A 12,720-nucleotide genomic window follows, 5' to 3' on the forward strand; every position below is an offset into this window, starting at 1 on the left:
TTTGTATAGAAAACGTACATTCGGACGGGGTTGGCACTTTTCCCTGATAAACTGCGCAACACTGAGATTGCACGGGATAGCGATCCTTCTTTGGCTTGCAATCATTTTACCGGGGATCTGGAATGAAAAAGACGCGGCGGCTTTTACCCGCAGGCCTGCTACTGGCTTTTTGGGCGTGGCTACCACTCTCATCGGTTGGCGCCTCTCTGGACGACGACCTTTTCGGTCGCCTGAGTGCCGCCGCTCCAAAGCTCGATACAAAGGTCCTCAGGACCGCAATCAGCGCCTCTCGCTGCGCTGTCTCCAGTGGTGTTCAGATGCCCGAGCGGCTTGCGGTGATTGATTTCTCGTTGCCGTCCAGTCAGGAAAGGCTATGGATTTTCGATCTGGAGAAGGGCGAGCTGTTGCTTCGGGACCTGGTTGCTCACGGCAAAAATTCCGGGAATTTCAAATCGACCGCTTTCTCCAACGTGGAAGGTAGTTACCAGTCCAGTATCGGGCTTTTCCAGGCCCGGGAATCCTATTACGGCAAGCACGGCTATTCGCTCAGGCTGGATGGTCTCGAGCCCGGGATCAACGATCTTGCCCGGCAGCGCGCCATCGTTATACATGGGGCGGATTACGTGAATGATGATTGGGTCAGTAAATACGGCCGCATCGGGCGTAGTCACGGGTGCCCGGCCGTTGATAACCAGATCATCAAGCGTGTTGTCGACAACCTTAAGGGGGGGCAATTGGTGTTCAAGTACTATCCGGATCAGGAGTGGCTGCACAGTTCCGGATTCCTGAAATGTGATAACCGGACACTGGCAGGAAAAAACCTTAAAAAAAGTGGTTGACGGTTCCGTCGGGATCCGTAGAATACGCCTCCGTTGTCGGCAACAGCCGAACAGCATTGCGGGAATAGCTCAGTTGGTAGAGCACAACCTTGCCAAGGTTGGGGTCGCGAGTTCGAATCTCGTTTCCCGCTCCAGATTTCGAAAACCCGGTCCTGAAAAGGGCCGGGTTTTTTCGTTTTCGGGCACCTGCAACCTCGGCGCCGGGGGTTGCGGTCAGGTATACTCATCAGCCTGTTTCGAGTCCCGATTCCCTGTGGGAGGTTGCCTCCATGAAGGTCCATTCGCTGTTCGTATACCCTGTCAAATCCCTTTCCGGTATTGAGGTGACCAGTTTTCATACCGACGAGTTCGGCCCAGTCGGAGACAGGCGATGGATGATCGTTGATGATGAGCGGCGTTTTGTCACCCAGAGAGAGCATCCCGAACTCGCCCGCGTGGAAACGCAATTGGATGGCGATAGGGTTGTTATCAACATTCCTGGTGAAGGTGAGTTTGGTCTGACAGCCTCCAACGACGAGCTTCGCGTACTGGTGTGGCGGGACTGGGTGAAGGCTCTGGCAGGCTTGCGAGAAGCCAGTGATGCTCTGAGTCGGTTTTGCCGCAAGCCTGTTAGCCTGGTATTCATGCCGGACAGCTCCTTCCGCCGCGTTGATGCGGGCAGGGTCGATGAGTACCGGCGTGTGGGCTTTGCTGATGGTTTTCCTTTCCTGGTTACCAACACTGCCTCGTTGGCAGAGCTCAACACCCGGCTGGAGGTGCCCGTGGAGATGCGGAGGTTCCGTCCCAACATCGTCGTTGAGGGCGCGGACGCCTGGGATGAGGACCATTGGCAGAGCTTGAGCATTGGCAATAACCGTCTGAGCATCGTAAAGCCCTGTTCACGCTGCGTAATGACGACCGTCGACCCCTCGACCGGCCTGAAGGATGCTGCCGTGCAGCCGCTCAGAACCCTGTCCCGCTATCGCAGGACCGGTGAGGGCGTGATCTTCGGCCAGAACGCGATTCATGAATCACCAGGACTTATCCGGGTTGGTGAACCCGTTACTGTTAATCAATCGGAGTAAAACCAAACGTGCCACTGTTAACGCTGGACTCAGTCTCCCTGGCTTATGGAATGCATCCGCTGCTTGATCAGGCCTCATTGGTTATCGATGCCGGAGAGCGTGTGTGTTTGCTGGGACGAAACGGCGAGGGAAAATCGACCCTGCTGAAGATTGTCAGTGGCGAAGTGACACCCGATGGTGGCGTGGTTCGTCTCGATGATGGCGCTGTTCTGGCGGTGCTGCCGCAGAACCTGCCCTCCGAGGACACCCGCACGGCCTATGAAGTGGTTGCCGGGGCCTTTCCTGAAACCGGCAAGTTGCTGGCAGAGTTCCACCAGTTGTCCCAGCAGGGCGACGAGGCGAGCCTGGACCGGTTGATGAAAGTCCAGGAGCGTCTTGAAGCCCTGGACGGCTGGCGACTGGATCAGAAGGTAACCACCATTCTTGGTCAGTATGGCGTTGATCCCGATCAAACCCTCGATACCCTCTCGGGAGGCTGGCAGCGCCGTGTTCTCCTGGCAAAAGCTTTGGTTGCCGACCCGGATATTCTGTTGCTGGATGAGCCTACAAACCACCTGGACGTCCCCGCGATCGCCTGGCTGGAAGAGGCCCTGGGCCAATTTCGCGGCGCCATGTTGTTTGTCAGCCATGATCGGGCGTTTATCCGGCGGATGGCGACCAGGATTGTAGAGCTGGACCGCGGGAAGCTGGTGAGCTTCGCTGCCACCTACGACCGCTACCTGGACCTCAAGGAAAAAGCGCTGGAGGAAGAAGAACGGCAGAACGCGCTGTTTGACAAGCGCCTCAAGCAGGAAGAGGCCTGGATTCGGCAGGGCATCAAGGCTCGCAGGACTCGTAATATGGGGCGTGTTCGTGCCCTGAAGGCCATGCGTGAGGAGCACAGGCAGCGTCGTGTGCGGGGCGGAACCGCAACTTTCGCGGTGGAGGACGCGGCGCGCTCAGGAAAGCTTGTGGTTGAAACCCGGGATGCGGGCTTTGCTTATCCCGACGGCACTCCGGTCATCAGAGACATGAATCTCACCATTCTGAGAGGGGACAAGATCGGGCTTGTTGGGGAAAACGGCACAGGCAAGACCACGCTTGTTCGACTCCTGTTGGGGGATTTGGAACCAACCGAGGGATCCATTCGTCTTGGTACCAATCTGCAGGTTGCCTATTTCGATCAGTTGCGCGGAGAGCTCGATCTGACGCGGAACGCATTGGACAACCTCTCCGAGGGTAGGGAGTTCATCGACATCAATGGCCAGAGCAAGCACGTTCTCGGCTATTTGCAGGAGTTCCTGTTTACCCCGGAGCGAGCCAGATCTCCGGTCAGTGTTTTTTCTGGTGGCGAACGGGCCCGGTTGCTTCTGGCCAAGCTCTTCAGCAAGCCCGCGAATATCCTGGTGCTCGACGAACCGACGAATGATCTGGACGTTGAAACACTGGAATTGCTGGAAGAACAGCTGGCGGAATTTGCCGGCACAGTGATCGTGATCAGTCACGACCGTGAGTTTCTCGATAATGTGATCACCGAAACGGTTTTCCTGGACGGTTCGGGCAAAGTGCGTGAGTACGTTGGCGGTTACACGGATTGGCGTCGGCAGGGCGGTTGCTTCCCCTCAGAAGCCACGGGTAACCGGCCGGACAAGCAGGATAAAAACGGCAAGACATCCGGGATCACCGAAAAGGTCGTAGCAAAGAAACCGGCAGAGAACGCAAAACCGCGGGCAGAACCTGAAAAGGGCAAGCCCGTGAAACTGAGTTACAAGCTCAAGCTCGAGCTGGAGCAGTTACCAGGGCAGATCGAGGAGCTTGAGCAGGAAGTCGCCGGCCTGCAGGAAAAAATTTCCCAGGCTGATTTTTATTCAGGCCCACCGGATGAAGTCTCGGCCACTCTGGAAGCATTGACGGAAAAGGAAAGCCGTCTGGAGCAGGTCATTGAGCGGTGGATGGAGCTGGAAGAACGGGCAAATCAATGAATGTACATTACGATTTCAGATTTCAGGACGGCCGTAGGGTTGAGTTTAAAGTAACGGACAAGCCGTCCCGGCCTTCCGGAAAACTTCCGTCCTGGACACAGCTGGAACATTGCCAGTGTAGCAACTGTCCTTTGAAGGCTTCCGAATCCTCCCACTGTCCCGCGGCAACCGAGATATTGCCGGTTGTGGAGGCCTTTCGGGATGAGGATGCCTACCAGAAGGTGGAAGTGAAGGTAACCGATGATCGTCGAAGCTATGAGAAGCAGACGGCGCTTGAGGAGGCACTTCGATCGTTGCTCGGGCTGAAAATGGCGACCAGCGGGTGCCCGGTTCTGTCAGAGCTCAAGCCCATGGCGGTCCATCACCTGCCGTTTGCAAACACCGATGAATTCATTATGCGCAGCGTTTCCCATTACCTGTTGCAGCAATACTTCGCGAAACGGAATCATCAGACCCCAGACTGGGAATTGAAGGGGCTGGTGGAGAGGAATCAGAGGCTGCAGCTGGTGAATCAGGCCCTGTGGCAGAGAATACACTCAGTCTGCAAGGGTGACAGCAATCTGAAGGCACTACTGAACTTCTTCTCGATGGCCTCGAGTGTCAGTTTCTCGCTGGAAAGTCAGCTTCGCAAACTTGAGGCGAAAATGGAGGGGGAAGGGGGCTGATCGCGGCTTTCGTTCTCAGCAGGCCCGGGTCCACGCCCCGGGCCTTTTTGTTGGTCAAACCTTAATGAATGCGAACGGCCAGAACATCGCATTCGGTTCCATGCAGAACCCCGTTTGCGGTGGAGCCCAGCAAAAGCTGAAAACCCTTCCGGCCATGACTTCCCACGATCACGAGGTCTACTTCCTGTTCCTTCGCAAGCCTGTGGATTTCGGACTCGGGGCGCCCGACTGTCACCACCTGGTTGTTTTTGGCCACACCGTATTTGTCGCCGTAGGTTCCCAATTGCTCGCGAGCTGCTTTGTCGAGTTGGTCCTGTAGCTCAGTCAGATCCATCGGAATATCGCCACCATAGGCATAGCCGACAGGCTCAACCACATGAACCAGCATTAGCTCCGCACCATGGGCTTCGCTTATGGCCTTTGCCTTGTCCAGTACCTGTGGGGCTTCTTCTGTCAGGTCAATCGCAACAAGCATCTTTTTATAGGCAGACATCGTATCGCTCCTTCGCACACGGGATATTATTCTGATGATAGTACCTTAAATCGGGTCGGGAAAGTGTAGCGGGAAACTGACGGGTATCAAAAACAGAGGCGGAAAAGTGCTTTTCTGGCAGGCAATTAGGCCTGCCAGAAAGAGCAGGGCGGTCAGGCGTTGCCCTTGAGCAGCTCAATGGTTGTCGCAAGTCCTTTGAGGATACCCTTGGAATAGCGATCGATTACAAAGCCCACGTTGTTTTCGTTGTAGTTAATGTAGGAGCCGCGGATAAACTGCCATTTGGCGGAAATGTCGTTAAGCGCGTCCTTGAGCTCAGGTGTTCCCTGGCCCTGTATAACGGATGCCAGCAACTGGTCCAGCTCCCGGGCCTGTTCATCCAGCGGGGTTTCGGTTGAGGAGCCCTGGAAGGTCTGGGCGACAGAGGAGTTTGTTCTGACCGAGTATTTCGCCATCATCTGAGCCATTTTTACGGCCGCCGAACGGGCCGCTTCGACCCTTGGGTTGGTCTCGGTCTGTGAGCTTTCCTGGGCCACCTTGTATAGCTCGGTGGCTTTCTCGTTCATCGTGAGTGCCTGGTTGGCCATGTCTGAGACCAGCCGCAAATCGGGGTAGCCCTGGTTGCGCACATCGTTGATGTTGTCCCGCATCAGGTTCTTGAACTTGTCGAATTCCTGGTTCAGCCCCTCAACTTCCTCGGCTGACAGTACGCCTGAATCGCTGCCCGCGATGGAGTTCATGGAATCATTGGCCGAGTTGATGCCCTGCACAATCTCGTTCAGGGTGCCGGTATCACCGGTTCCGCTGAAACGGTAGTAGGCGTCCAGAGCCATGTAGTTGCTGACCCGGAAATTGTGAAGATCGGAGAGAAATCCGTCGGCACTGTCCTGAGCGCGGGCACCCATGGACGTGAGTGCAAGGAGAATCAGTGCGGCTACAAGGGAACGTATCCGCAGGTTTGCGTCTTTCATCGGATGGGTCTCCGTAATGCGGTTTTATTCTTGTGGACCAAAGTCGTAGATCGAAGGTAAAGTAACTCCGTCAGCCAATCAAGCAGTTTTGGCGGCGGTGGAGCCCGTAAATGTAAATAACTTTGAAATTTGCGTGACGAAGTTCCGGTTTTTTCTGAGCAGTGGCTTCCAGTTCACTGAAACATAACAATTCCGCTCCAATTTTCTTCGGTTGCCCCCGGTATTTCGGGGACTTTTGCAGCCCTCCCGAAAGAAACAAATTGACAAATGCGCCGTTTTTTTTCATCGTGTGCCCTCACGATTCAAACGACTGTATGAATTTTTGGATCGGATGATCGGGCAGTGACCGAAATCTCGCTGCACAAACAGCCGCGCCGGTAAATCAAAAGTACCGCCCGGTTGGAAGCAGTTCCAAACACAGACTGGAGATCAGTTGATGATTTACGAAGGTAAAGCCATCACGGTTAAAGAGATCGAAGGCGGGATCGCTCAGTTGAACTTCGACTTGCAGGGCGAGTCAGTAAACAAGTTCAACCGTCTTACTATTGAAGAGCTCCGCGCCGCGACTGACGCACTGAAAGCGCAGAAGAACCTGAAGGGTCTGGTAGTCACCAGCTCCAAGGACAGCTTCATTGTTGGTGCCGACATTACCGAATTCACCGAGCTTTTTGCAGGCTCGGAAGAGGATCTGGTAGCCAACAACCTCAAGGCCAACGAAGTCTTCAACGCTGTTGAAGATCTGCCGTTCCCCACCGTTACCGCGATCAACGGTATGGCGCTGGGTGGCGGTTTCGAAATGTGTCTTGCAACCGACTACCGCGTGATGGACAAGAAGGCCAAGGTTGGTCTTCCGGAAGTGAAGCTTGGCATCTTCCCGGGCTTTGGCGGTACCGTGCGTCTGTCCCGTCTGGTCGGCGTGGACAATGCCGTCGAGTGGATCAGCGGTGGTACCGAGAACCGTGCTGATGTCGCTCTGAAAGTCGGCGCTGTCGATGCCGTGCTCGAGTCCGACAAGCTGGTCGATGCTGCTGTTGCCATTATTAACCAGTGCAACGAAGGAAAGCTGGACCACGAAGCCCGTCGTGAAGAGAAGAAGGGCAAGATCAAGCTCAATGCCATGGAAAGCATGATGGCATTCGAGATTTCCAAGGCGTTTGTTGCCGGCAAGGCTGGCAAGAACTACCCGGCTCCTGTCGAGGCCATCAAGGTCATGCAGAAGCATGCCGGCATGACCCGCGACAAGGCAATCGAAGTCGAAGCCAAAGGCTTCGCCAAGATGGCCAAGACCAATGTGGCGGCCTGCCTGGTTGGCCTGTTCCTGAACGATCAGGAATTGAAGAAGAAGGCCAAGGCCTGGGAAAAAGAAGCTAACGACGTGAACCTGGCTGCCGTTCTCGGTGCCGGTATCATGGGTGGTGGTGTTGCATTCCAGTCTGCCCTGAAAGGCACGCCGATCATCATGAAGGACATCAACCAGGACGGCATCGCCCTGGGTCTGAAAGAAGCCAAGAAGCTTCTGTCCAAGCGTGTTGAAAAAGGAAAGATGAAGCCGGATCAGATGGCCGACGTGCTCAACAGCATCACGCCGACCCTGAACTATGGCGACTTCAAGAATGTAGACCTGGTGGTTGAAGCGGTTGTTGAAAACCCGAAGGTGAAAGATGCGGTTCTGCGTGAAACCGAAGATGCGGTTCGCGAGGACACCATCCTGACCTCCAACACCTCGACGATTTCCATCGACCTGCTGGCCAAGAACCTGAAACGTCCGGAAAACTTCTGCGGCATGCACTTCTTCAACCCGGTGCACATGATGCCGCTGGTTGAGGTAATCCGTGGCGAGAAGACCAGTGATCGCGCCATTGCAACCACGGTGGCCTACGCCAAGGCCATGGGCAAGACCCCGATCGTTGTAAACGATTGCCCGGGCTTCCTGGTCAACCGTGTTCTGTTCCCGTACTTCGGCGGCTTTATTGGCCTGGTACGTGACGGTGCCGACTTCCAGCACGTTGACAAGGTTATGGAAAAGTTCGGCTGGCCCATGGGTCCTGCGTACCTGCTGGACGTGGTCGGCATGGATACCGGCAAGCACGCTGGCGAAGTAATGGCAGACGGCTTCCCGGATCGGATGAAGCACGAAGGTACAACCGCCATTGACGTAATGTTCGATAACAACCGTTACGGACAGAAGAACGACAAGGGCTTCTACAAGTATGAACTGGACCGCAAGGGCAAGCAGAAGAAGGTTGTTGACGAAGAGACCTACAAGCTGCTCGAGCCTGTTGTTCAGGGTAAGAACGAGTTCAGCGAAGAAGACATCATCGCCCGTATGATGATTCCTCTTTGCCTGGAAACCGTTCGCTGCCTGGAAGACGGCATTGTCGAAGATCCGGCAGATGCTGATATGGGCCTGATTTTCGGTATCGGCTTCCCGCCGTTCCGTGGTGGTGCCCTGCGCTATATCGACGATATGGGTGTAGACAAGTTCGTCGAACTGGCAGACAAGTTTGCAGACCTTGGTCCTCTTTATCACCCGACCGAGAAGCTGCGTGAAATGGCCAAGACTGGCAAAAAGTTCTTTGGCTAACCCTGAACGAGATTTCCGAACGGAGAAAGATCTATGAGCCTTAATCCGAGAGACGTTGTCGTCGTCGATTGCGTGCGGACTCCGATGGGTCGTGCCAAAAACGGTTGTTTCCGGAACGTGCGTGCAGAGACCCTGTCCGCCAATCTGATCGAAGCACTGTTTGAGCGCAACCCGAAGCTCGACCCGAAAGAAGTTGAAGATGTTATCTGGGGCTGTGTAAACCAGACCAAGGAGCAGGGCTTCAACGTGGCGCGTCAGATTTCCCTGCTGACCCGCATTCCCCACGAGTCTGCCGCTCAGACCGTGAACCGCCTGTGTGGCTCTGCCATGAGCGCGATTCACACTGCAGCCCAGGCCATCATGACCGGCAACGGTGATGTGTTCTTCGTGGGTGGTGTTGAGCACATGGGGCACGTACCCATGACCGAAGGCTTCGACCACAACCCGGCTGCGTCCAAGTACTCCGCAAAAGCGTCCAACATGATGGGCCTGACCGCGGAAATGCTGGCCAAAATGCACGGGATTACCCGTGAGCAGCAGGACGAGTTCGGTGCTCGGTCCCACCGTCTGGCCCATGAAGCGACCGTAGAAGGCCGTTTCAAGAACGAAATCGTGCCCATTGAAGGTCACGACGAGAACGGCTTCAAGGTGCTGATCGAGGAAGACGAGACCATTCGTCCCGAGACCACGGCCGAGTCCCTGAGCCAGCTCAAGCCGGCGTTCGATCCGAAGAACGGTACCGTAACAGCCGGTACGTCTTCCCAGCTGACCGACGGTGCGGCAGCGATGGTGCTGATGTCTGCAGAGCGTGCAGAGGCACTTGGTCTCAAGCCGATTGCCAAGATCCGCAGCATGGCCGTTGCCGGCTGTGATCCCGCGATCATGGGTTACGGCCCGGTGCCGGCCACCAAGAAAGCCCTGAAGCGCGCAGGCCTGAAAGTCGAGGATATCGACTTCTGGGAACTGAACGAGGCTTTCGCCGGCCAGTCCCTGCCTGTCCTGAAGGACCTGAAGCTTCTGGGCGTTATGGAAGAAAAAGTGAACCTGAACGGCGGCGCGATTGCCCTGGGCCATCCGCTGGGCTGCTCTGGTGCACGTATCTCTACAACCCTGCTGAATGTAATGCAGGCCAAAGGCGGTAAGCTTGGTGTTTCCACCATGTGTATCGGTCTGGGCCAGGGCATTGCAACGGTCTGGGAGCGTCTGTAATCCAGTAACCGGATTGCATTTCGCGGTTTCAGAAGGCCCGGCAAATGCCGGGCCTTTCTGTTTCAGCAGGCGGGCCCAACAGGGTTCCCGAATGTGAAAAAAAGCAGGATTGAAACCAAAGAATGGGTTGTCTTGCTATTCTTGACCCTGTAAAACAGTGAGCCTATACAAAATAGCGGCGTATTTGTGTTTTCTAGCCGACTGATTTTACAGCGAGTTTACGGTTTGCTGATTTATTGACCGATTTATCGCCAAGGATACAGAACTCCGATATGGGTAAAAGTCTCGTAATTGTCGAGTCACCAGCGAAAGCGAAGACCATCAACAAGTACCTGGGCTCTGACTTCATCGTCAAATCGAGCGTCGGGCACATTCGTGATCTTCCCGTCAGTGGCAGCGGATCCCAGTCCGATCCCAAAGAGCGTGCCAAGCAGGCTGCTATCACCCGGAAGATGAGCCCTGAAGAGAAGGCGGTTCATAAAAAGCGCAAGTCCCGCGAGCAGCTGGTTGCCCGGATGGGTGTCGACCCGGACCAGGATTGGAGTGCCCGTTACGAGATCCTTCCCGGCAAAGAGAAGGTGGTCAGCGAACTCAAGCGTTTGGCCAAATCAGCAGACCATATCTATCTGGCAACGGATTTGGACCGCGAAGGGGAGGCCATCGCCTGGCACCTTCAGCAGACCATTGGTGGCGAACCTGAGAAGTACCGGCGCGTGGTGTTCAACGAAATCACCAAGCGTGCGATTCAGGAAGCGTTCAAGGATCCAGGCACTCTCGACAATAACCGGGTTAACGCACAGCAGGCCCGTCGCTTCCTCGACCGGGTTGTTGGCTATATGGTGTCGCCCCTGCTTTGGGCCAAACTTGCCCGCGGCCTCTCCGCCGGCCGTGTTCAATCCGTTGCGGTGCGGCTGATAGTCGAGCGTGAACGTGAAATCCGGAAGTTCGTTCCGGAGGAGTTCTGGCAGTTGCACGCCGATCTGGCGTCTGCCAAGGCCGATCAACCGGTTCGTTTCGAGGTGACTCGCCACGAGGACAAGCCCTATCGTCCGGTCAATGAGCAGCAGAGCAGTGACCACGTCAGCCGGCTGAAGGCGGGTACGTTCAAGGTTGCCAAGCGGGAAGACAAGCCGACCCGTTCGCGGCCGTCCGCGCCGTTTATTACGTCTACGCTGCAGCAGGCTGCCAGTAACCGGATGGGGTTCAGCGTCAAGAAGACGATGATGCTGGCCCAGCGTCTTTATGAGGCCGGTTTCATTACCTACATGCGTACGGACTCGACCAATCTGAGTCAGGATGCGATCAACAGTTGCCGTGCGTATATCGAAAAGCAGTTCGGCAACAAATACCGGCCCGAAAAGCCCCGTGTCTACGGCAGCAAAGAGGGCGCCCAAGAGGCGCACGAGGCCATTCGCCCAACCGAAGTCAGCCGTCGGCCGGCGGATATCAGTGGCCTTGAGAAGGATGCCGAGAAGCTCTACGACCTCATATGGCGTCAGTTTATTGCCTGCCAGATGTCCGACGCCGAATTCCTGAGTACGTCCATCGTGGTGGCCAACGGCGATTATGAACTCCGTACCCGGGGCCGGATCATCAAATTCGATGGCTTCCTGAAGGCAGCACCCCAGGCCGCGAAGAAAGATGAAGACATTGCTCTGCCTGACATTAAGGTGGATGAAGTGCTGGATCTCAAGAAACTGGATCCTACGCAGCACTTTACCAAGCCGGCGCCCAGGTACACCGAGGCGAGCCTGGTCAAAGAGCTCGAAAAGCGGGGCATTGGCCGTCCGTCGACCTACGCATCGATTATTTCCACGATTCAGGATCGCGGCTATGTGAGGCTGCAGAACCGTCGGTTCTACGCCGAGAAGATGGGCGAGATCGTTACCGAGCGCCTGTCGGAATCTTTTCCGAACCTGATGGACTTCGATTTCACCGCGAGGATGGAAGATGAGCTCGACGAGATTGCCGAGGGCGATGTCGAGTGGAAGAAAGTCCTGAATGACTTTTACGGTCGGTTCCGGCAGCAGCTGGAAAAAGCCGAGAGTGGTGAAGACGGCGGCATGAGGGCCAACACGCCGACTGAAACGGACATTCCATGCCCGAGCTGTGGCCGGAACATGCAGATCCGGGTTGCCAGCACTGGTGTTTTCCTGGGTTGCTCTGGCTATTCCTTGCCACCGAAAGAGCGTTGCAAGACTACCATTAACCTCGTGTCCGGTGATGAGGTTGTCAGCGCCGACGATGACGTCGAGGGTGAGGGCGAAACCCGTCTGCTGCGCAAGAAACGTCGCTGCCCCAAGTGTGGCACCGCCATGGACAGCTACCTGGTGGACGAAACCCGCAAGCTGCATGTTTGCGGTAACAATCCGGATTGCTCTGGCTACGAGGTGGAAAAGGGCACCTTCCGCATCAAGGGCTACGATGGGCCGACTCTTGAGTGCGATAAGTGTGGCTCCGAGATGCAGCTTAAAACCGGGCGTTTTGGCAAGTATTTCGGATGCACCAATGCCGAGTGCAAGAATACCCGCAAGTTGCTGAAAAATGGCGAGCCCGCTCCGCCCAAAATGGACCCGGTGCCAATGCCCGAGCTCCAATGTCAGAAAGTCGATGATACTTACGTTCTCAGGGACGGTGCGTCCGGTTTATTCCTGGCTGCCAGCAAATTCCCGAAAAACCGGGAAACGCGGCCACCGCTGGTGATGGAGATTAAACCGCACCGCAAGGAGATTGATCCGAAGTACGATTACCTGATGGATGCGCCCGAGCGTGACCCCGAGGGTAATCCGACGGTGATTCGCTACAGCCGTAAGAGCAAGGAGCAGTACGTCATGTCTGAAAAGGATGGCAAGGCGACGGGCTGGTCTGCGTGGTATGTGAACGGTAAGTGGCAACCACAGGACAAGAAAAAGTAACGTCTGCTGGTTTCCGGGG

Annotated in this window: 9 protein-coding genes and 1 tRNA gene; 8 read left to right on the forward strand and 2 right to left on the reverse strand. The window is 55.7% G+C overall.

Translation table 11 applies throughout. The features are described 5' to 3' along the window. Positions 1–122: 122 nt before the first annotated feature. The 5 genes from ACGK9W_RS05070 (at position 123) to ACGK9W_RS05090 (ending at position 4,529) form a co-directional block, all read left to right on the forward strand. On the forward strand, positions 123–839 hold the full coding sequence (locus ACGK9W_RS05070; protein ID WP_008174355.1) for a murein L,D-transpeptidase catalytic domain family protein: 717 nt from the start codon (positions 123–125) through the stop codon (positions 837–839). A 58-nt stretch (positions 840–897) separates the two neighbouring features. Then, a tRNA-Gly gene (locus ACGK9W_RS05075) sits at positions 898–973 on the forward strand. A gap of 135 nt (positions 974–1,108) precedes the next feature. Next, positions 1,109–1,903 (forward strand): MOSC domain-containing protein, encoded by a 795-nt coding sequence (locus ACGK9W_RS05080; protein ID WP_273157390.1) that lies wholly within the window; start codon positions 1,109–1,111, stop codon positions 1,901–1,903. Between the two features lie 8 nt (positions 1,904–1,911). Next, positions 1,912–3,864: an ATP-binding cassette domain-containing protein gene (locus tag ACGK9W_RS05085; protein ID WP_273083763.1), complete on the forward strand. Its 1,953-nt coding sequence runs from the start codon at positions 1,912–1,914 to the stop codon at positions 3,862–3,864. Next, positions 3,861–4,529: a DUF6901 family protein gene (locus ACGK9W_RS05090; RefSeq protein WP_108018886.1), complete on the forward strand. Its 669-nt coding sequence runs from the start codon at positions 3,861–3,863 to the stop codon at positions 4,527–4,529. Before ACGK9W_RS05085 ends, ACGK9W_RS05090 begins: the two co-directional genes overlap by 4 nt. 61 nt (positions 4,530–4,590) lie before the next feature. Here the strand turns inward: ACGK9W_RS05090 and ACGK9W_RS05095 are convergent, their stop codons facing one another. Together ACGK9W_RS05095 and ACGK9W_RS05100 are read right to left on the reverse strand one after the other, a co-directional pair. After that, positions 4,591–5,022, reverse strand: a complete 432-nt coding sequence (locus ACGK9W_RS05095) for a universal stress protein (protein ID WP_008174363.1) — start codon at positions 5,020–5,022, stop codon at positions 4,591–4,593. A 152-nt stretch (positions 5,023–5,174) separates the two neighbouring features. After that, complete coding sequence (locus ACGK9W_RS05100) at positions 5,175–5,993, reverse strand: hypothetical protein (protein ID WP_008174364.1); 819 nt, start codon at positions 5,991–5,993, stop codon at positions 5,175–5,177. A gap of 436 nt (positions 5,994–6,429) precedes the next feature. Here ACGK9W_RS05100 and fadB point away from each other — a divergent pair, with 436 nt between their 5' ends. From fadB to topA, 3 genes are all read left to right on the forward strand, one after another. After that, positions 6,430–8,577, forward strand: coding sequence for a fatty acid oxidation complex subunit alpha FadB (gene fadB / locus ACGK9W_RS05105; protein ID WP_008174367.1), 2,148 nt, complete (start codon positions 6,430–6,432; stop codon positions 8,575–8,577). A gap of 33 nt (positions 8,578–8,610) precedes the next feature. Further along, positions 8,611–9,786: an acetyl-CoA C-acyltransferase FadA gene (gene fadA, locus ACGK9W_RS05110; protein WP_062784509.1), complete on the forward strand. Its 1,176-nt coding sequence runs from the start codon at positions 8,611–8,613 to the stop codon at positions 9,784–9,786. A gap of 272 nt (positions 9,787–10,058) precedes the next feature. Further along, entirely contained in the window at positions 10,059–12,701 is a 2,643-nt protein-coding gene (topA, locus tag ACGK9W_RS05115) for a type I DNA topoisomerase (protein WP_405419369.1), read from the forward strand. Positions 12,702–12,720: the final 19 nt, after the last annotated feature.

The organism is Marinobacter flavimaris, from assembly GCF_045057155.1.
Taxonomy (GTDB): domain Bacteria; phylum Pseudomonadota; class Gammaproteobacteria; order Pseudomonadales; family Oleiphilaceae; genus Marinobacter; species Marinobacter manganoxydans.

What these genes read in the sequence shown, in the direction of transcription:
- ACGK9W_RS05070 (WP_008174355.1), top strand. Translation starts at nt 123, where the DNA reads ATGAAAAAGACGCGGCGGCTTTTACCCGCAGGCCTGCTACTGGCTTTT.
- ACGK9W_RS05080 (WP_273157390.1), top strand. Translation starts at nt 1,109, where the DNA reads ATGAAGGTCCATTCGCTGTTCGTATACCCTGTCAAATCCCTTTCCGGT.
- ACGK9W_RS05090 (WP_108018886.1), top strand. Translation starts at nt 3,861, where the DNA reads ATGAATGTACATTACGATTTCAGATTTCAGGACGGCCGTAGGGTTGAG.
- ACGK9W_RS05095 (WP_008174363.1), bottom strand. Translation starts at nt 5,022, where the DNA reads ATGTCTGCCTATAAAAAGATGCTTGTTGCGATTGACCTGACAGAAGAA.
- ACGK9W_RS05100 (WP_008174364.1), bottom strand. Translation starts at nt 5,993, where the DNA reads ATGAAAGACGCAAACCTGCGGATACGTTCCCTTGTAGCCGCACTGATT.
- fadB (WP_008174367.1), top strand. Translation starts at nt 6,430, where the DNA reads ATGATTTACGAAGGTAAAGCCATCACGGTTAAAGAGATCGAAGGCGGG.
- fadA (WP_062784509.1), top strand. Translation starts at nt 8,611, where the DNA reads ATGAGCCTTAATCCGAGAGACGTTGTCGTCGTCGATTGCGTGCGGACT.
- topA (WP_405419369.1), top strand. Translation starts at nt 10,059, where the DNA reads ATGGGTAAAAGTCTCGTAATTGTCGAGTCACCAGCGAAAGCGAAGACC.